This is a genomic window from Streptomyces flaveolus, from assembly GCF_000716535.1.
GTDB lineage: Bacteria > Actinomycetota > Actinomycetes > Streptomycetales > Streptomycetaceae > Streptomyces > Streptomyces flaveolus_A.
In genome coordinates, this window is the sequence record NZ_JNWV01000002.1 from 21029 (window position 1) to 38949 (window position 17921).

Annotated in this window: 18 protein-coding genes; 6 read left to right on the top strand and 12 right to left on the bottom strand. The window is 74.0% G+C overall.

Translation table 11 applies throughout. The annotated features are described in order from the left end of the window. Nucleotide 1 precedes the first annotated feature (1 nt). From egtD to egtA, 4 genes are read right to left on the bottom strand one after another with little or no spacing between them, the layout of a single operon-like run. Nucleotides 2-961, bottom strand: coding sequence for an L-histidine N(alpha)-methyltransferase (egtD, locus tag OO52_RS01460; protein WP_030639863.1), 960 nt, complete (start codon nucleotides 959-961; stop codon nucleotides 2-4). Beyond that, the gene (egtC, locus tag OO52_RS01465) at nucleotides 958-1773 is read right to left on the bottom strand and encodes an ergothioneine biosynthesis protein EgtC (protein ID WP_030639861.1); all 816 of its coding nucleotides are present in this window, start codon (nucleotides 1771-1773) and stop codon (nucleotides 958-960) included. The genes egtD and egtC overlap by 4 nt, the downstream gene beginning before the upstream one ends. Then, the gene (gene egtB / locus OO52_RS01470; RefSeq protein WP_030639858.1) at nucleotides 1773-3116 is read right to left on the bottom strand and encodes an ergothioneine biosynthesis protein EgtB; all 1344 of its coding nucleotides are present in this window, start codon (nucleotides 3114-3116) and stop codon (nucleotides 1773-1775) included. The genes egtC and egtB overlap by 1 nt, the downstream gene beginning before the upstream one ends. Then, on the bottom strand, nucleotides 3113-4462 hold the full coding sequence (gene egtA, locus OO52_RS01475; protein WP_030639856.1) for an ergothioneine biosynthesis glutamate--cysteine ligase EgtA: 1350 nt from the start codon (nucleotides 4460-4462) through the stop codon (nucleotides 3113-3115). The genes egtB and egtA overlap by 4 nt, the downstream gene beginning before the upstream one ends. 272 nt (nucleotides 4463-4734) lie before the next feature. Here egtA and OO52_RS01480 point away from each other — a divergent pair, with 272 nt between their 5' ends. Next, complete coding sequence (locus OO52_RS01480) at nucleotides 4735-5559, top strand: TIGR02452 family protein (RefSeq protein WP_030639854.1); 825 nt, start codon at nucleotides 4735-4737, stop codon at nucleotides 5557-5559. Between the two features lie 111 nt (nucleotides 5560-5670). Here OO52_RS01480 and OO52_RS01485 read toward each other — a convergent pair whose 3' ends face one another. Both OO52_RS01485 and OO52_RS01490 read right to left on the bottom strand, forming a co-directional pair. Continuing rightward, entirely contained in the window at nucleotides 5671-6117 is a 447-nt protein-coding gene (locus OO52_RS01485) for a type II toxin-antitoxin system PemK/MazF family toxin (protein ID WP_030639852.1), read from the bottom strand. A 9-nt stretch (nucleotides 6118-6126) separates the two neighbouring features. Next, nucleotides 6127-6633 (bottom strand): cupin domain-containing protein, encoded by a 507-nt coding sequence (locus OO52_RS01490; protein WP_051818143.1) that lies wholly within the window; start codon nucleotides 6631-6633, stop codon nucleotides 6127-6129. Nucleotides 6634-6745: 112 nt separating this feature from the next. Between OO52_RS01490 and OO52_RS01495 the strand changes: the two genes are divergently transcribed. From OO52_RS01495 to OO52_RS01505, 3 genes are all read left to right on the top strand, one after another. Further along, a complete protein-coding gene (locus OO52_RS01495) occupies nucleotides 6746-7429 on the top strand; it encodes a helix-turn-helix transcriptional regulator (RefSeq protein WP_030639848.1) in 684 nt (227 codons plus the stop codon). 142 nt (nucleotides 7430-7571) lie between these two features. Next, a complete protein-coding gene (locus OO52_RS01500; RefSeq protein WP_030639847.1) occupies nucleotides 7572-8000 on the top strand; it encodes a hypothetical protein in 429 nt (142 codons plus the stop codon). A gap of 61 nt (nucleotides 8001-8061) precedes the next feature. Then, entirely contained in the window at nucleotides 8062-9642 is a 1581-nt protein-coding gene (locus tag OO52_RS01505) for a hypothetical protein (RefSeq protein ID WP_030639845.1), read from the top strand. Nucleotides 9643-9672: 30 nt separating this feature from the next. Here the strand turns inward: OO52_RS01505 and OO52_RS01510 are convergent, their stop codons facing one another. The 5 genes from OO52_RS01510 to OO52_RS01530 all read right to left on the bottom strand — a co-directional run bounded on the left by OO52_RS01510 (nucleotide 9673) and on the right by OO52_RS01530 (nucleotide 14643). Beyond that, the gene (locus OO52_RS01510) at nucleotides 9673-11160 is read right to left on the bottom strand and encodes an SPFH domain-containing protein (RefSeq protein ID WP_030639843.1); all 1488 of its coding nucleotides are present in this window, start codon (nucleotides 11158-11160) and stop codon (nucleotides 9673-9675) included. 133 nt (nucleotides 11161-11293) lie between these two features. Further along, entirely contained in the window at nucleotides 11294-11512 is a 219-nt protein-coding gene (locus tag OO52_RS01515; RefSeq protein ID WP_030639841.1) for a hypothetical protein, read from the bottom strand. Nucleotides 11513-11538: 26 nt separating this feature from the next. After that, nucleotides 11539-12975, bottom strand: a complete 1437-nt coding sequence (locus OO52_RS01520; RefSeq protein ID WP_030639840.1) for an amidase — start codon at nucleotides 12973-12975, stop codon at nucleotides 11539-11541. A 135-nt stretch (nucleotides 12976-13110) separates the two neighbouring features. After that, nucleotides 13111-13641 (bottom strand): hypothetical protein, encoded by a 531-nt coding sequence (locus OO52_RS01525; RefSeq protein WP_030639838.1) that lies wholly within the window; start codon nucleotides 13639-13641, stop codon nucleotides 13111-13113. A 39-nt stretch (nucleotides 13642-13680) separates the two neighbouring features. After that, complete coding sequence (locus OO52_RS01530) at nucleotides 13681-14643, bottom strand: alpha/beta hydrolase (RefSeq protein ID WP_030639836.1); 963 nt, start codon at nucleotides 14641-14643, stop codon at nucleotides 13681-13683. 300 nt (nucleotides 14644-14943) lie between these two features. Between OO52_RS01530 and OO52_RS01535 the strand changes: the two genes are divergently transcribed. Then, nucleotides 14944-15825 (top strand): LLM class F420-dependent oxidoreductase, encoded by an 882-nt coding sequence (locus OO52_RS01535; protein ID WP_030639833.1) that lies wholly within the window; start codon nucleotides 14944-14946, stop codon nucleotides 15823-15825. Between the two features lie 214 nt (nucleotides 15826-16039). Here OO52_RS01535 and OO52_RS01540 read toward each other — a convergent pair whose 3' ends face one another. Next, nucleotides 16040-16600 carry an NADPH-dependent FMN reductase gene (locus OO52_RS01540; RefSeq protein ID WP_030639831.1) on the bottom strand — a complete coding sequence of 187 codons (561 nt, stop codon included), beginning with the start codon at nucleotides 16598-16600 and terminating at the stop codon, nucleotides 16040-16042. 117 nt (nucleotides 16601-16717) lie between these two features. Between OO52_RS01540 and OO52_RS01545 the strand changes: the two genes are divergently transcribed. Next, nucleotides 16718-17380 carry a TetR/AcrR family transcriptional regulator gene (locus OO52_RS01545; RefSeq protein WP_196945812.1) on the top strand — a complete coding sequence of 221 codons (663 nt, stop codon included), beginning with the start codon at nucleotides 16718-16720 and terminating at the stop codon, nucleotides 17378-17380. The last annotated feature ends 541 nt before the right edge of the window (nucleotides 17381-17921 follow it).

The window sequence follows — 17921 nt, forward strand, 5'->3', positions numbered from 1 at the left end:
CTCACCGCACCACGCTCAGCGACAGCGCGAACCGGCCCTCGGCGTCCGTCCACCAGTGGGTCAGCTCCAGGCCGGCGGCGGCCAGTTCGGCGGTCACGCCCTCCCTGCGGAACTTGGCCGACACCTCGGTGCGCAGCTCCTCGCCCGCCGCGAAGTCCACGGCGAGATCCAGCGCGGGCACCTTCACGGTCTGCGCGGTACGGGAGCGCAGCCGCATCTCGATCCACTCCCGCTCGGCGTCCCAGAGGGCCACGTGGTCGAACGCGTCCGGGTCGAAGTCGGCCCCCAGTTCGCGGTCGACCACGGCCAGCACGTTCTTGTTGAACGCGGCCGTCACCCCGGCCGCGTCGTCGTACGCCCGGACCAGCACCCCCTCGTCCTTCACCAGGTCCGTGCCGAGCAGCAGCCCGTCGCCGGGGGCGAGCAGCGTGCGCACGGACGCCAGGAACCGCGCGCGCTCGGCGGGCAGCAGGTTGCCGATCGTGCCGCCGAGGAAGGCCACCAGCCGGGGTCCCGGTGTGGCGGGCAGGGTGAGCGGGGCGGTGAAGTCGGCGATCAACGCGTGGACTTCGAGCCCGGGACGCTCCTCGATCAAAGCCTCGCCGGCCTGGGTGAGGGCGCTCTCGCTGACGTCGACGGGGACGTACGCCGAGAGGGGCAGCGCGTCGATCAGGTAGCGGGTCTTCTCCGAGGAGCCCGAGCCCAGTTCGACCAGGGTGCGGGCACCGCTCGCGGCGGCGATCTCACCGGACCGGGCGGCGAGGATCTCCCGTTCGGCCCGCGTGGGGTAGTACTCGGGCAGTTCGGTGATCCGCTCGAACAGCTCGCTGCCGCGCGCGTCGTAGAACCACTTGGGCGGCAGCCACTTGGGAGTGACGGTGAGGCCGTGCAGGACGTCGGCGCGCAGCGCGGCGTCCGTCGCGTCCTCGGGGAGCGTGCGGGTGACGTGCAGGGGACTCAACGGCAGGGCTCCTTCGGTGATGGGCGTGCCCCCGCTCGGGAGGAGTCGAGCGTGGGGGAGGCCGCCGGTTCCTCCAGCGGGGCGAGCAGCACGCCGGCGCGGCTCGCGGTGACCACGGTGCGGTCGGGGACCTCCCGCCAGAGCGGGTCGTCGTCGTACGGCTCGGAGGCGACGACCGTGCTCCGGCCGGGCTCCGCGCGGTACCAGAGCGAGTCGCCCCAGGCGGTGGCCGTGATCGTGGCTCCGTCGGTCAGCAGCAGGTTGAGGCGGGAGGCGGGGGCCGCCCGCGCTAGTTGGAGAACCGTTTCGCCCATGGCCTGGTCCGGTGCGTCGCCGCTCCGCAGCCGGTGCAGGACTAGCGCCCAGACGAATGCCGAGTCGTTACGGGCCTGAAGCGAGAGCAGCTCGACCGGCGGCAGCCCGGACACCAGGGGCGCCGCCGCGTCCGGCCAGCCCGCGACCGCGCCGTTGTGGCTGAACAGCCACCGCCCGGACGCGAACGGCGCCGCCGCGGCCTCGGCGTCCGCCCCGGCGAAGGTCGCGTCCCGGACGGCCGCGAGCACGGCACCCGAGCGCACCACCCGGGACAGGTCGGCGAAGGACAGGTCGGCCCAGATCGGCCCGGCCCGCCGGTAACGCGCCGGGACCGGGTCCTGGGAGGCGTACCACCCCACCCCGAACCCGTCGGCGTTGACCGTGCCGTACCGCTGCCGGCGCGGCGCCCACGACTGGCGGAACAGACTGTGCGGGGGCTCCATGAGGACCCGGCCGAGCGGTTCCTCGGGGCCCAGGTAGGCGAGGTGACGGCACATCAGACCGCCTCCGAGCGGGCGGTGCGGAACCCGGAGAAGATCTGCCGGCGGATCGGGTAGTCCCAGTTGCGGAAGGTGCCCCGGCAGGCGACCGGGTCCACGGCGAACGAACCGCCGCGCAGCACCTTGTGCTCCGGGCCGAAGAACACCTCCGAGTACTCCTTGTACGGGAACGCCTTGAAGCCCGGGTACGGCAGGAAGTCGCTCGCCGTCCACTCCCACACGTCACCGATCAACTGCCGCACACCGAGCGGTGACTCACCGGCCGGGTAGCTGCCGGCGGGGGCGGGCCTGAGGTGCCGCTGGCCCAGGTTGGCGTGTTCCGGTGCCGGGTCCGCGTCCCCCCACGGGTAGCGCCGCGAGCGGCCGGTCGCCGGGTCGAAGCGGGCCGCCTTCTCCCACTCCGTCTCGGTGGGCAGCCGCCGCCCGGCCCAGCGGGCGTAGGCGTCCGCCTCGTACCAGCACACGTGCAGCACCGGCTCGTCCGGCGGGACCGGTTCCGTGATCCCGAACCGGCGCCGCAGCCACTGGCCGCCGTCCCGCCGCCAGAACAGCGGGGCCGAGACGGAGTGCTCCCTGATGTGCGCCCAGCCCTGCGGCGACCACCAGCGCTCGGTGTCGTACCCGCCGTCCTCGATGAACGCCTGGTACGCAGCGTTCGTCACCGGGGTCGTGTCGATCCAGAACGGCGCCACCTCGCGCGGGTGCGCCGGGCGCTCGTTGTCCAGCGCCCAGGGCTCGCTGGAGGTGCCCATGGTGAACGGGCCGCCGGGGACCAGGACTTCGGCCGGGCCGGTGAACAGCGGGACCGGCTCCGGGTCCGGGGCGGTCAGCGCCTGCGGGCCCTTCCGCAGCTGATGGGTGATCAGCATGGTCTCGTCGTGCTGCTGTTCGTGCTGCGCGATCATGCCGAAGGCGAAGCCGGCCTCGGTCAGCCGGGTGCCGTGGAAGTCCGCCGCCTGGAGCAGGTCGAGCGCCCGGCCGCGCACCTCCGCCGCGTACCGGCGCGCCTCGGCGGGCGGCAGCAGCGGCAGGGTGGGGCGCTCGGAACGAGGGTGCTCGAAGGCGTCGTACAGGTTGTCTATCTCGGGCCGCATCGCCTCCCGGCCGCCGACCGTCCGCAGCAGCCACAGCTCCTCCTGGTTGCCGATGTGCGCCAGGTCCCACACCAGTGGGGACATCAGCGGCGAGTGCTGGGCGGTGAGGTCCGGTTCGTCGACGCAGGAGGTCAGCAGCGTGGTGCGGTCGCGGGCGGTGGCGAGGGAGGCCAGCGCGCGCTCGCGCAGCGCCTCGGTGTCCGTCTCGGCCGTCTGGGTCTCGATGTCGGTCTCGGGCGCGGTCATGTACGGATGTCCTTCCTCCCGTGGGCGGTGCGGATTCCCGCGTCGGGGCCGGACCCGGACGAGGGCGGGGCGGTCACCGGCAGCCGGTCCAGCAGGTCGTCGGCCGGGCAGCGGCCCCGGGCGACGTAGCGGTCCCGGTACGCCGCCACGGCGTCGGTGACCCGGGTCGTGGCGCCGAGCCGGGGCAGCGCGTCCAGGGCCGCCGCGAAACAGGTGTCGGCGGCCTCGCGCAGCTCCGGGTCGGCGAGCCCGAACCGGGCCGCGTCGGCCCACAGGGGGTTGTGCGGGGCGGGCAGGTTCAGGGCGCGTTCGCCCAGACGTTTCACGGTCCGGTAGGCGGTCTCGGCGGCCTCCGGGTCGTCGAACAGCGCGGCCGTCACCGCGAGCGGCACGATCCAGCCGTCCTCGCCGGGCTGGGCGTCGATCATCCGCAGCTCCAGGTGGCCGCGCGGCCGGACCGGCGGGAACAGCGTGGTCAAGTGGTAGTCGAGGTCCGCCCGGGTGGGCGGCCGGGGTGAACCGGAACGGGTCCATTCCCGGAAGGTGAGCCCCTCGGGCACCTCCCACGGCCCGCTGTCCCGGCGCACGCACATGACCGGCGCGTCCAGTACGTGCCGGGCCCAGGCGGCCCGTGGCTCGCCGTTCAGCGGGGGAGCGCCGGCCCGGCCGGCACCGATCTCCATCCACGTGAGCTGCCGGCTCGACTGCCAGCCCGTGGGGCGGCGGTCGCGCAGCGGCGAGTTGGCGAACGCGGCCACCAGGACCGCGCCGAGATGGTGCGCCAGCCACCAGCGCCGGACGTGCCCCAGCGGACCGGGCTCCTCATGGCCGGCGTCCACGCAGACCTGGACGGACGCCGACGCGCACATCATGTGCCGGCCGGCCGGACCGGTGCGGTCCAGGCAGGTCTCCATGGCGTCGTAGCGGGGCTCGTGCAGGAATCTGCGGGGCGCGTGCCAGGGATCGTGGCCGATGCCCGCGAGGCCGAGACCGTCCTGGGCCAGCACGGCCCGGACGGCGTCCAGGTCGGCGGAGACGGTGTCGACGCACTCCATCAGGGAGGCGGCGGGCGGCGAGCTCAGCTCCAGCTGGCCGCCGGGTTCGACGGTGAGCGCCGATCCCAGGGATACGGCCCGCACGGAGGCGTAGGCCGCTTCGAGTCGTTCGGGTGTGACCGGGAGCTGCGGCAGCTCCAGCGGGTGGACGAGCCACTCCAGCTCGACACCGAGGGTGCGGGGCGGTCCGGTCTTGAAGCAGATGCCCCGGACCAGGGCCTCCACCTCGGCCTCGGTGACGGCGGTACGGTGCTCCGTACAGTCACCGCCGTCGCTCTGCGTATGAGACATGTCGGGATCCTCCTGAGATTCCACCATGCCACCGGCCCCTGGTGCGGGCCGGGCAGGCACTCGTCCCACCCAAGACCTTCGCACCGATTCGCACAAGGGTGCCAGTCGGGACGTTCCGGATCCGTCACTTCCGTTTCCTTGCGTGTTTCTGGGTCGTCGCGGGGCGTGGAAACTCCGTTGCACCGCATCACCAGCATCACCCAGGATGCGTCCATGAGCACGACGGGGGACATCGCGCGGGCCGCGGTCACGGCGCCCACGGGGGTGGCGCCGTGAGCGCGCGCCTGCGCGGGATCGCCGAGGAAACGGAACGTATCGTGGCCGCGGGCTGGTATCGCGCGCCGGGCGGCCGGGAGGTGCCGCTCGCCGAATCGGTGCAGGCCGCGCGGGTAGGTACCCAAATGTACGGCCCGGCGCCAGTACCGGTGACACCGACGAGCGGAACCGAAACGGTGGTCGAGGTCACCGGCGAGAGCAGCCTGGAGGCGGCCCGCCGGCTCGCCGACGCGCCCGTCGCCGTACTGAACTTCGCCTCCGCCCGGAATCCCGGCGGCGGTTACCTCAACGGCGCGCAGGCCCAGGAGGAGGCCCTGTGCCGCGCCTCCGCGCTGCACACCTGCCTGCTGACGGCCCGCGCCTTCTACGACCACCACCGCGCCGACCGCGACCCGTTCTACTCGGACCGCGTGATCCACTCACCGGCCGTCCCCGTCTTCCGCGACGACCGGGGCCGGCTGCTCGACGAGCCGTACCTCGCGGGCTTCCTGACGGCCGCCGCCCCCAACGCGGGCGTGATCCGGCGTGCGGCGCCGGAACGGGCCGCCGCGCTCCCGGCAGCCCTGGCCGCACGGGCCGAACGCGTCCTGGAGACGGCCGCGGCCCACGGCTACCGGCGGCTGGTCCTCGGCGCCTGGGGCTGCGGCGTCTTCCAGAACGACCCGGCGCAGGTCGCGGGGGCCTTCCGGGCGCTGCTGGGACCCGGCGGCCGATTCGCGCGGGCGTTCGAGCATGTGGTGTTCGGGGTGCTGGACCGGACGCCGGGAGCGATGGTGCGGGCGGCGTTCGAACAGGGGTTCCCGGAGTCGACGGGGGTCTAGCGGGAGTTCGGCGTGCGACTGCCGACCTTGCCGAGGTGAGGGGCGCGGTCGGAGCCGGCCGAAGGTGTTCCGCCGGTGGGCCCGGGTCCCGGTCGGTGGCTCCGGGGACGGTCAGGTCCAGCCGTAACGCTGGTGCAGCCGTTGGCGGACCAGGTTGAACCGCATGCGGTCCAGCGCGCACGCCTCCCGGCGCATGCCCTGCTCGTGCAGCCGCAGCACCCGGTCCACGTCCACCCACGAATCGCGGCCCGACCGGTCCCAGGGCCCGCTCCCTATCGGCACCCACTCGCGGTCACCGTCGTGCCGCTTGCTCGAGAGCTGTACGGCGAGCAGGGTGCCGGCCGCCTCGCGAGCCACCACCAGCACCGGGCGGTCCTTGCCCCGGCCGTCGTTCTCCTCGAACGGCACCCAGGTCCACACGATCTCCCCGGGGTCCGGGTCGCCGTCGTGGGCCGGGGAGTACTCGGTGCGCACCCGGCCGACCTCGCGCGGGTCGGCCTCGGTGGTGGCGTGCGGGCCGTGGCGGCCGGGGACGTTCTCTTCGGTAAACGTGCTCACGGAGGCACCCTAGTGGTCGCGCAACTCGGCTCCGGCGCCGGTGGGTTGCTGCGGGGCTGAGCCGGGGCGCCGGGCCGGTGCGGACGCGGGGCGCTGGACCGGTGCCGTGCCGGGGCGGGCGCCGATCCGCATGCCGGGGCGCCGGCCGTGCACCGTCAGGTACGTCAGCCCGCGCTCGCCGGCGGTGATGCTGCGGGCGGCGCCGTGCGGCAGCCAGACCAGGGCGCCCTCCGTGAGCGGCTCCACCGCGTCCGAGGAGCCGTTGCCGAGCGTGCCGTCCCCGGCGACGACCAGGACCAGCACGTCCAGTTGCGCTTCCGTGTGGGCCGTGATCCGTCCGCCCGGAGCCAGCCGGACGACGTTCGCGTCGAGCTGCCGTCCGCTCTCCGCCAGCTTCCACAGCACCCCGGCCGATGCCGGGGGTGCGTCGGCCAGCGCACGGGTGTCGCACAGCACGCGCGGTTGCGCCGCCGGACGGCCTGCTGCTGCGGTGTCGGTCGCGGACGGCGACGTCATCTGGTGTTCCCCTCGGCTCTTCCGTATCCCTGCCCACGGTGTCCGGCCACTTTACAATTAATACATGTAGGATTCGTGAAAATGGGCGCAGGTGGGAGAGGGGTGTCCGGACGTGACCACGCGGGAGAGCCCGCGCCGCCGGGAGGTGCTGGACGTGCTGCGCACCGCGCCCGCGCCGCTCGGGGTCGCGGAGGCCGCCGAGCGTATGGGGCTCCACCCCAACACCGTGCGGTTCCATCTGGACGCCCTCGTGGCCGACGGCCTGGTGGAGCGCCGGACGGTGGCGCCCACGGGACCGGGCCGACCCCGCACCGTCCACACCGTGCGCCCCGGTATGGACCGCGGCGGCCACCGCGACTACCGGTTGCTCGCGCGCATGCTGCTCAGCCGGTGGGCCGCCGCCGACCCGGCCGAGGCGCGGGCGGAGGCGAGGGAGACGGGCCGGGCCTGGGGCCGCTTCCTGGTGGACCCCCTCCCGCCGTACGAGCCGGCGACGTCCGAGCGGTCGGTGGCCGCGTTGCTCGACCTGCTGGACGGCCTCGGCTTCGCGCCCCAGCCGGAAGGGGAAGGCGCAGCGAACGCCGAGTCCGGACGGACGCCGGAGCGGATCCGGCTGCGGCACTGCCCCTTCCTCGAACTCGCCGAGGAAAAGGGCGGCCTGGTGTGCCCGCTGCATCTGGGTCTCATGCAGGGCGCGTTGGCGGAGCTGGGCGCGTCCCTGACGGCCACCGCGCTGGAACCGTTCGCCGAACCCGACTCCTGCGTGGCCCACTTGGCGGGAACCGCGCCCGGCTGAACCGTCCCGCGTGATTCGGGCGCCGCACCGGCCGAGCCCCGCCGCTCCCGGTGGACCGCCGCGCCGCCCGCCGTATCCGCAGCCGTCGCACCTCCCACCCCGATCAACCTCGCCGCCCCCCAGCCGGCGGAGAAAGGCCCCCATGAACACCACCCCCGCTGTCACCGCCGGTGCGGTCACCTTCGTCTGGCTCGGGATGGTGCTGGCGATCTCCTTCCTGGAGGCCCCGCTGAAGTTCCGCGCCCCGGGTGTGACGATCCCCGTCGGTCTCGCTATCGGAAGGCTGGTCTTCCGCGCGCTGAACGCCGTGGAGGCCGTCCTCGCGGTCGTCGTGGTCCTCGCGGTCGCGCTGGGCGACGCCCCGGCCGCCGTCATCGCGCTGACCGCCGCGGTGGCGGCGCTCCTCCTCGCCCAGCTGGCCGTCGTCCGCCCCCTCCTCAACCGCAGGTCCGACCGGGTCCTCGCGGGAGAGGAACTGCCCCGCTCCCGCAGCCACCTGTGGTACGTGGCCCTGGAGGTCCTCAAGGCGGGCACCCTGATCGCCCTGGGCGTCGCCCTGCTCACGGCGTGATCCCGTAGGGTCGGCGCGGGGGCCCGTGAGGCCGGGGCGCGCACGAGGGGGGCCACCGAACATGCCGCCACCCGAACAGATCTGGGCCGAAGCCGATCTGCCGGCCCGCCGCCTGGCCGGACTCGCGCTCAACCCGGCCGTGCCGCAGGACGTCCTGCTCCGGCTGCTCGCCGACGCCCCGCTCGCCGTCCGCATGGTGCTGTGCCGCGACCGCGAGCTGCCGGACGCCGTCGTGGACGCCGTGATCGCGCACCCCGACCCACGCACCCGCGGCTTCCTCGCCGTCAATCCGCACGCCGAGCCCGCCCAACGCGCCCGCCTGGTCGACGACCCGGACTGGATCGTCCGCGCCCACCTCACCGAGGGCCCCCGGACACCGCTTCCGCACCGGCCGAGGCCGCTGCCCGACGACACCGTCGTCCGCATGATCACCACCTACGACGGCGAGGAGCCGCTGGGTTCGCTCGGCTTCTGGCAGCAGATGTCGCGGGAGCTCGTCGACTCCCTGCCCACCCACCCGGTCGCCCGGGTCCGCTGGTGGGGGGTCGGCCAATGGGAGTCGCTGTCCGCCGAGCGGAGGGCCGCGCTGCTCACGGACCCGGACGACAGCGTGCGCGCGCGGGCCGAGGCGCAACTGCGGTGGGAGGACCCGGCGTGGGTGGAGAGCGAGCTTCCCCCGCGGTCCTGCCACGCCCGTACCGGCATCCTGCTCAACCGGCCCCTCAGCCCGGCCGTGGTCGCCGGCGTCCTCACCGCACCCGCCCGCGAGGACGAGCGGGCGACGATCGCCCTCAACCCCACCCTCCCGGCCGACGCGGTGGCCCTCCTGGCCGCCGACCCTGACCCGGAGGTGCGCGAGAGGATCGCCGGCCGCGCCGACCTGCGGCCCGCCGAGCGCCGCGCCCTCGTCCGCGACCCTCACCCGGACGTGCGCCGGGCGGTGGCCCGCCATCCGGACCTCGGCCCGGAGGAACGCCGTACGCTCGCCACGGACCCGGATCCGGAGGTCCGGCTGGCGGTGTCCGTGCACCCCGCGTTCAGCGAGGAGGAACGCGCCCGCATCGACTACCGGGTGCCGCTGGACCGCCCGTTCTGCTTCCACCCGGCCCGTCGGGTGCCCCGCGACCCGGCCGATGTCCGCCGGGACGCCCTCTCCGGGCATCCGATGCTCCGCAGAAAGGCCGCGCGGGAACACACGCTGCCGGCCGATCTGGTGGCCCGCCTCGCGGAGGACGACGACCTCGGCGTCCGCGTCCTGCTCGCCCAGAACCACCCGCAGGCCCCGGCGGCCCTCCTCCTGCGCGCCTTCCTGGAGTACTCCGGTCCGGAACGCGAGCGCCTGCCCACCCTGCCGAACTTCCCGCGCACCGGGCTCGCCCAGTTCGCCGGGCACGCCGACCCGCACGTCCGCGCCCTGGTCGCACGGGACCCGGACACCGAGCCGGTCGTCGTGGAACGGCTCACCCATGACCCCGACCCCGAGGTCCGCGCGGCCCTGGCCCGCCACCCGAACCTCCCGGCGCCCCGGCTCGCGGAACTGCTCGCCGACGCGGAACTCGCCCACGCCGCCGCGGCCAACCCGGCCCTGTGCCCGGAGACGGTCGACCGGCTCGTGCACACGCACGGCCGGGGCCCCTGGTGAGGGACCCCGGCCGCGCACAGCACCCCTTTCTCAGCCCTCCTGCTCCACGGGCACCTTCTGCGGCACAGGCGCCACCACGCCGTTGAGCGAGGGCGAACCACCGTTCACGGCCTGCCCGTTGTCACCCATCGTGGCGAGCAGCTTGCGGGCGAGGCCGAGCCCCGTGCCGCCCATGGTGAGTGCCTTCGCGAACAACTCGCCCATGCCGTCGGCACCGTTGAGCAGCACCATGTTGTCGACGTTGCCGAACGCCGACGCCCCCGCCTGGACGATCTCCGGCCACTTCTCGGCGAGTTGCTGGGCGACGACCGCCTCCTGGTTCTCGGCGAGGGCCGCGGCCCGGGCCTTGATGGCCTCCGCCTCCGCCAGACCCTGGGCCCGGGTCGCCTCGGCCACCGCCAGGCCCTTCGCCTGCTGGGCCGCGGCCTCGGCCTCACCGGTGGCCCGGGTGGCGGCGGCGGTCGCCGCACCCCGGGTCTTGGTCGACTCGGCCTCGGCCGCGGCGGCGGCCTTCACCCGGGTCGCCTCGGCCGCCGCCGCCAGCTCCGTCTCCTTCGCCTTCGCCTGCGCCGCCGAGATCCGCGCGTCCCGCTCGGCCTCGGCCAGCGTCCGCTTCTCGTACGCCTTGGCGTCCGCCGGCTTGCGCACGTCCGCCTGGAGCTGCTGTTCCCGCCGGTGCGCCTCCAGTTCGGCGACCCGCGTCTCCTGCACGACGACCTCCTGCCGGGCCGCCGCCGCGGCGAGCGGGCCGGCCTGCTGGGCCTTGGCCGCCGCCTTGTCCCGCTCGGCCTGGTAGCCGGCCTGGAGGATCTCGCTGTCCCGGGTGGCCTCCGCCATCCGCGCGAACGACTGCTGCTCGGCCTCCGTGGCCAGTCGGTTCGCCTCGGCCTGTGCGATCCGCGCGTCCCGCTGGACGGCCGCCGCGTGCGGCATCGCCAGGTTCTGGATGTACCCGGTCGGATCCTCGATCTCGTGGATCTGCAGCGAGTCCACGATCAGACCGAGCTTCTCCATCTCCGTACCGCAGGCCGCCCGGGTCTGCCCGGTCAGCTTCTCCCGGTCGCGGATCATGTCCTCGACCGTCAACCCGCCCACGATCGACCGCAGATGACCGGCGAAGACGTTGTGCACCCGCTCCGACATCAGCTTCTGCTGGTCCAGGAAACGGCGGGCCGCGTTGGCGATCGACACGAAGTCGTCGCCGACCTTGAAGATGACCACGCCCCGCACCTTCAGCGGAATGCCCTGGTGCGTCACGCAGTCCACGTGCAACTCGGTCTCGTTCAGGTCCAGCGACAGCTTGCGCACCGCCTGCACACCGGGCAGCACCAGCGTGCCGCGCCCGGTGACGATGCGGAAGCCCATGCCCTCCTCAATGCCCTCGGTGCGGTGCTTGGACCCGGAGATGATGAGCGCCTCGTTCGGCTCGGCGACCCGCCACATCATCTTGAACAGACCGATCAACACGAGGACGGCAACGACGACCGCCCCCGCAACGACGCCGACAACCATCGGCATACGCCCCCTTTGCATGGTGCCCTTTCGGCACCGAACGAAGGGAGTGTGCGCCTGCCGGGAGCCCGGGTGAAGACGCCGGGAAATCCTTGTTGCAATCTTGACGCACGCCGCCCTCACCTGGGCCGACGCATGCTCAACTGTCGTACGCGGCCGTCACGTAGACCGTCCTCGGCGGCAGGTACTCCACCACCATCACGACCGTTCCGGTCGGGATCCGGCCCGTGCCGTCGGCCGGATAGGCGAGGAAGTGCTCAGCGCCGCCGCGCACCCGCACGATCACCTCGCCGACCAGACCGGGCCCGACCGTCCCCGTCACCCGCCCCATCAGCCCGACCATCGACGCGTCGTCCATGGCCCCAGCGTACGGGCGGAACGCCGTCACGCGGCCGGAGTGCCCGCGTCCGCGTCGGCGTCCGCCCCCTCCGGCGGCCACAGCTCGTGCCAGCGCAGCTCCGCCTCGAGCTGCGCGGCCAGGGACACCAGGAGCGGCTCACTGTTGGCCGGCCCGAGCAACTGCGCGCCCACCGGCAGTCCGGAGCCGGCGAATCCGGCGGGCACGTTCACCCCCGGCCAGCCGAGCACGTTCCACGGCCAGGCGTACGGGCAGGCGGCGATGATCGCCCGGTCCGTGGCCAGCCCGCCGAGCCGGGACAGGGCACCGATCCGTGGCGGGGGCATGGCGGTGGTCGGGGCGAGGATCACGTCGTACGACTCGAAGAACGCGCCGATCCGCCGGTGCAGCACCGTCTCCGCACGCCGGGCCGCCCGGAGCGGGGCACCGGCGAGCAGCCGGCCTAGCCGGGCCGCACCCCGGGTGCGCGGATCGAGCAGCGCGGGATCCGGTGCCTCGCGGACCCACTCGGCGATCCCGGCGGTGGCCCGGGGCACGAAGGCCAGGCCGATCTGCCCGTACGGTGGATCGGCCTCCTCCACGACGTGCCCCAGCCGCGCCAGCCGCTCGGCCAGTTCGACGACCCGTGCGCGAATCACCGGGTCCAGCCGGGCGGGCAGCGCGGTGAACGGCGGTTTCAACGACAGGGCGACGCGCAGCCGGCCCGGGTCGCGGCCGACCGCGTCCGCCACCGTCAGCGCGGGCGGCCGGTGCGGGTCCAGGTCGTGGTTGCCGCTCGCCGCGTCGAGCAGCACGGCCGCGTCGGCGACCGTACGGGCGAGGGTGCCGTTGACGGTGATGCCGTTGAAGGACTCGGCGCGCGGCCAGGTCGAGATACGGCCGCGCTGCGGCTTGATCCCGATCAGATGTGTCCAGGAGGCCGGGATGCGCACCGAACCGGCGCCGTCGGAGCCGAGCGCGGCCGGCACGAGCCCGGCGGCGACCGCGGCGGCCGAACCACCGGAGGAGCCGCCGGGTGTGTGCTCGGTGTTCCACGGGTTGCGGGTCTCGCCGAACGCCGGCCCCTCGGTGAACGGCCACTGCCCCAGCTCGCAGGTGTTCGTCTTGCCGACGATCACCGCCCCGGCCGCGCGCAGCCGACGTACCGCCTCGCCGTCCTCGGCCACCGGCGGGAACTCACCCCGGCAGCCGAACGCGGTCGGCTCGCCCGCCACGTCCATGTCGTCCTTCACCGCCACCGGCACCCCGAGCAGCGGGCGCCGCAACCCGGTGGCCAACTCCCGGTCCGCGGCTTCCGCTTCGGCAAGCGCGGCCTCGGCGCGCACGATCCGGAAGGAGTTCAGCGTCGCCTGCGCGGCCTCGATCCGCGCCAGCGTCCGCTCCACCAGCTCCCGCGAGGTCACCTCCCCCTCGGCGAGCGCACGCCGGGTCTCCACGAGTCCTGCGGCACGGTCGGGCGTCATGGACGAGCACCTCCGGGAGACTCCGGGCACGATGTCTACCGAACGGTAACGTCCCATCGGGGCGGGAGCACGGTTTTCCCGCGGGTGTCTTGCCAGACGCCGTCCCGCGTTTCCACGGCCATGCTGCCCGACGGATCAGGGACGGACCCGGAGGCGGCGAGCCGGTGAGCCGTCGGCGGGGACCGCGCCGCTCGTCACGAGTGCGTCCTTCGTGTCCGCGAACTCCCAGCGGGCGGCGTACGCCCCTGCCTCGGACGGCCACTCGGCACGCACGACAGGGCGGCTCAACAGGCGCTCGAACCAGTCGGCGCACCGTTCGGCGAGCTCCTCGACCGTGCCGGAGGCTCGGAAGAAGTCGCGCTCGGGCGACTCGTGGAGGTTGAAGAGCTGGTCGCGGACCTTCCCCGCGCGCACATGAGTGCCGTGGAAGTGCACGGCCCACTCGCCGAGCGCGACCGAGCGCGTCTCGTCGAGGAGGCACACGTGGACGAGGAGCGAGGACCTGTCCTCGGGCCGTCCGACCTGGCTGGGAGCCCACGGCACCCGCCAGACGGCGGCCCGGCCGCGCAGGGCCGCGACGAAGGCGCGTTCCGCCTCGTCGAAGTTCCAGGGTTCCTCGCCGTACTGCTCCGGGTCCTCGACCTCGAACCAGCTGTAGGTGTCCACGGAGAGACTCTAGGGCCAGACGTGTGACGTGGTGAGGGATCAGCCCAGCAGCCGCCGCAGCCACCCCAGGCGGGCCGCGCGGGCCGTGCGGGACAGGGTCGCCTCCGGGGCTAGGGCGTCGAAGCCGTGACAGCCGCCCGGCCAGACGTGGAGTTCGGCTTCGCCGCCGGACTGCCAGATCCGGGACGCGTAGGCGACCACCTCGTCCCGGAAGGTCTCCGCGGAGCCCACGTCCAGGAACGCCGGGGGCAGGCCGGACAGATCGGTGGCGCGGGCCGGAGCCGCGTACGGGGAGACCTCGGGGCCGCCGCGGCGGTCGCCCAGCAGGGCGGACCACGCGGTCTCGTTCGCGGTACGGTCCCACACGCCCAGGCCGGCCATCTGACGGCTGGAGACGCTGTCGTTGCGGTCGTCCAGCATCGGGCACATCAGCAGCTGACCGAGCGGACGCGGGCCCCGCCGGTCCCGGGCCAGCAGGGCCAGCGCCGCGGTGAGACCGCCGCCCGCGCTGGCGCCCGCGACGACGATCCGGTCCGGGTCGCCGCCGATCTCCCGCGCGTGCTCCGCGGTCCACAGCAGCCCGGCGTACACGTCCTCGATCGGCGCCGGATGGGGATGCTCGGGCGCGAGCCGGTACTCCACCGACACCACGACCGCGCCCAGCTCACGCGCCCAGGCCAGTGGCTCGGTCACCCCGGCCCGGTTGGTGCCGGCCACCAGGCCGCCGCCGTGCACGTGGTACAGCACCGGCAGCGGGGCCGGGGCGGGAGCGGCCGTCGGCCGGCACAGGAGGAGGGAGACATCGGGGGCGCCCTCCGGGCCCGGCACCGTACGGTCCTCCGCCTCGAAGGCGCCGTCCATGGTCACGTCGACCAGTTCGAGGGCCGCGCTGCGCCGGGCGGACTCGACATCGGCCGGCGTCAGTCCGGGCCCGATCACGCCCCGGAACGAATCCAGCACGGCGGCGAGCTCCGTGTCGAACGGCGGCGGGACCAGGGACATGGCTCCTCCTCCTTCCGTGACCCGTCCGGCGATCGGTGACGACGTACGCGGTCGTAAGCGGTCATGCGCGTCATGCGCGGTCATGAGCCGTCTACCCCTTGGCGTCCGGAGCACGACCTGCCGGGGCCGGGGGACGTCGCCGGAGGCGGCGGCGGTGGCGGAGCGTGGGGCGCCGGCCGGCCCGCACGTTGACTTCGAGCGCGCTCCAGCGCCTACCGTCGGTGTCCTCGACGACAGTGACGACTGCGGCACGTGTCCGGAGCGGCACCGGTGCCGGCAGGACGAGCGGACGGAGACGGCATGCGCGTGGGTGTGCACATCAACCGGTTCGATCACCCCGGGGGCGGCCCCGCGCTCGGCGCCGAACTCGCCGCCGCCGGTGCCGCCGCGGAGGCGGCCGGGGTGAGCTGGCTGTCGGTGATGGACCACTACTTCCAGATGGAGTTCAACGGCGGCGCCGAGGACCCCATGCTGGAGGCCTACACCACCCTCGGCTTCCTCGCCGCCCGCACCTCCACCGTCCGGCTCGGCGCCCTGGTGACCGGGGTGACGTACCGGCATCCGGGTCTGCTCGCCAAGATCGCCACCACGCTGGACGTCCTGTCCGGCGGCCGGGCGACCCTCGGGATCGGCGCGGCCTGGTACGACCGGGAGCACCACGGACTCGGCGTGCCCTACCCGCCGCTCGCCGAGCGGTTCGAGCGGCTGGAGGAGACCCTGCGGATCTGCCTGCAGATGTGGGACCCGCGGAACGACGGCCCCTTCGAGGGCCGGTACCACCGGCTCGCGGAGACGCTGTGCGTGCCGGCGCCGGTGAGCACCCCGCATCCGGAGATCATGATCGGCGGCGGGGGAGAGAAGAAGACCCTGCGGCTGGTGGCGCGGTACGCGGACGCCTGCAACCTGATCCCCGGCTCGCCCGAGGAGCTGCGGCACAAGCTGGATGTGCTGCGCCGGCACTGCGAGGCGGTCGGCCGGGACTACGACACCATCCGCAAGACCATCGCCTACAGCGGCGAACCCGTCACCGAGGGGGACCTGGACGCCTTCCTGCGGGACATCGAGGGGTACGCCAAGCTCGGCCTGGACACCGTGATCCTGGCGCCGCGCCGCGGCGAGACGTCCCGGTGGATGGAACGGTTCGCGGCTCCGGCGGTGGAACGGCTGGCGGGGCTGGAGTAGGCGGGGCGTGCGACTGGGGCGCGGGCCGGCGGGACCGGCTGGGCGGCTGGAGCAGAGCGAGGGGCGGGCGGCTCGGGCGCGGCTAAGGGTAGTGGCCAGGCCTGGGCATGAGTGAGGGCCGGAGCCGTGGCGGCTCCGGCCCTCACCGGTACGCAGGGCACCGGTCCTTACGGGAATGCAGGGCGCCGGCCCTCACGGGAACGGCGGTACCGGCTCAGGCGGCGGCAGCGCCCACGTTGCCGTGCAGACGGGCGACGACCTCGGTGAGCTGGGCGGCGACCTCGGCGTCGTCGACCGGGTGGGTCTCGGCGAAGCGGGTGACCGAGCCGGGGATGGACAGCTTGATGTCCTCGATGACCTTGCCGCCGGCGATGCCCACGGCCTTGCGGGCCTCGTCCTGCGCCCACACGCCGCCGTACTGGCCGAAGGCGGTGCCGATGACGGCGACGGGCTTGCCACCGAAGGCGCCGGCGCCGTACGGGCGGGACAGCCAGTCGATGGCGTTCTTCAGCACGGCCGGGATGGTGCCGTTGTACTCGGGGGAGAAGAGCAGGAAGGCGTCCGCGGCCTGGGCGGCGGCGCGCAGCTTGGCGGCGGCGGCCGGGACGTTGCCCTCCACGTCGATGTCCTCGTTGTAGAAGGGGATGTCGGCCAGGCCCTCGTACAGCTCGACCTCGGCGCCCTCCGGCGCGAGCTTCACGGCCGCCTCGGCGAGCTGGCGGTTGTGCGAACCGGCACGAAGGCTGCCGACGAGCGCGAGGATGCGAACAGACATGGGAACTCCAAAGGGCTGAAACATCGCTGTCACGATCCGGACCGAGGTCCGCTTAAGTTTCTATCACCCTAACCGGACCGCGGTCCAGTTTTGTTCCCGATGCTTTAAGCTGTCGACATGTCCAGCGCTCTGCCGCCGTTCCCGAAGCCTGAGCAGCCCGTCGACGCGCCCCAGTTGCTGGAGGTCGGCCCGGCTTCCGGCGAGCCGTTCCTGCGTGCCGACGCCGCCCGCAACCGGGCCCGGCTGCTGGAGGCCGCCGCTCGGCTGATCGCGGACCACGGGGTGGCAGGGGTCACCATGGAGGCGGTGGCGACGGCGGCCAACGTGGGCAAAGGGACCGTCTTCCGCCGCTTCGGCGACCGCACCGGGCTGCTGATGGCCCTGCTCGACCACTCGGCAAGGCAGCTTCAGGCCGACTTCCTGAGCGGGCCCCCGCCGCTGGGCCCCGGCTCGCCGCCCCTGGAGCGGCTACGGGCGTTCGGCGTGGCCGTGCTGTACCGCACGGCGGAGCAGCTGGACCTCCAACTGGCCGCCCAGCCGGAGCCGACCCGCCGGTTCGCGCACCCCGCCGCCGGGTCGCTGCGCATGCACGTCACGATGCTGCTCCGCCAGATCGTCCCGGACGCGGACTGCGACCTGCTGGCCCACACCCTGCTGGCCTCACTGGACCCCGCGCTGATCCACCACCTGACCCGACAGTGCGACATGCCCATGGAACGCCTGGAATCCGGCTGGCTCGACCTGGTCGCCCGGGTGACCGGCACGGAGCCGCGGCGCTAGGCCGGCGCGGCGGCCTGCGCCGGGCTGGGCTGTCGCGGCGGCCCCCTTTGCGGACCCGCTCCGGTGGCGTGGAGCCGCATGGAGCCGCCGGGCCGACCCGGATCGAACGAGCCACGCGGAGAGCGCTACGCCGGGGTGGGTGGTGCGAGCCACCGGAACCGCTGTGCTGGGCGGGGTGGTGCGAGCCGCGCTTGGCTGTCGCGTGACATCGCATCGCGTCGCGGCGCTCGCGCGAAGTCGCCGGAGGCGGCCCTGAATGAGTCGGCCCCGCGCGGAATCACCGAGCCACGCCCAACGAGCCTGCCCGACGGGCACCGCCGCGCCCGGCCCGGCCGAAGGGGCCTGCTGGGGTCGCGGCGCTCGGTCATGTCGCCTCCGCCGACTGGTAAATCGCCGCGCCCGGCCGGGCCGAACGGGTCTGCTGGGGTCGCGGCGCTCGGTCATGTCGCCCCGCGCCGCTGGTAAATCGCCGTGCCCGCCGGGCCGAATGGACCTGCTGGGAACCGCCGTGCTCGGCCAAGTCGCCTCCGCCGACTGGTAA

Excerpts from the sequence above, each read along its gene's own strand:
- OO52_RS01545 (WP_196945812.1), top strand. The coding sequence starts at position 16,718 with ATGTCCAGCGCTCTGCCGCCGTTCCCGAAGCCTGAGCAGCCCGTCGAC.
- egtB (WP_030639858.1), bottom strand. The coding sequence starts at position 3,116 with ATGACCGCGCCCGAGACCGACATCGAGACCCAGACGGCCGAGACGGAC.
- OO52_RS01535 (WP_030639833.1), top strand. The coding sequence starts at position 14,944 with ATGCGCGTGGGTGTGCACATCAACCGGTTCGATCACCCCGGGGGCGGC.
- OO52_RS01505 (WP_030639845.1), top strand. The coding sequence starts at position 8,062 with ATGCCGCCACCCGAACAGATCTGGGCCGAAGCCGATCTGCCGGCCCGC.
- OO52_RS01490 (WP_051818143.1), bottom strand. The coding sequence starts at position 6,633 with ATGACGTCGCCGTCCGCGACCGACACCGCAGCAGCAGGCCGTCCGGCG.
- egtA (WP_030639856.1), bottom strand. The coding sequence starts at position 4,462 with ATGTCTCATACGCAGAGCGACGGCGGTGACTGTACGGAGCACCGTACC.
- OO52_RS01520 (WP_030639840.1), bottom strand. The coding sequence starts at position 12,975 with ATGACGCCCGACCGTGCCGCAGGACTCGTGGAGACCCGGCGTGCGCTC.
- OO52_RS01530 (WP_030639836.1), bottom strand. The coding sequence starts at position 14,643 with ATGTCCCTGGTCCCGCCGCCGTTCGACACGGAGCTCGCCGCCGTGCTG.
- OO52_RS01510 (WP_030639843.1), bottom strand. The coding sequence starts at position 11,160 with ATGCCGATGGTTGTCGGCGTCGTTGCGGGGGCGGTCGTCGTTGCCGTC.
- OO52_RS01500 (WP_030639847.1), top strand. The coding sequence starts at position 7,572 with ATGAACACCACCCCCGCTGTCACCGCCGGTGCGGTCACCTTCGTCTGG.
- OO52_RS01515 (WP_030639841.1), bottom strand. The coding sequence starts at position 11,512 with ATGGACGACGCGTCGATGGTCGGGCTGATGGGGCGGGTGACGGGGACG.
- OO52_RS01540 (WP_030639831.1), bottom strand. The coding sequence starts at position 16,600 with ATGTCTGTTCGCATCCTCGCGCTCGTCGGCAGCCTTCGTGCCGGTTCG.
- egtC (WP_030639861.1), bottom strand. The coding sequence starts at position 1,773 with ATGTGCCGTCACCTCGCCTACCTGGGCCCCGAGGAACCGCTCGGCCGG.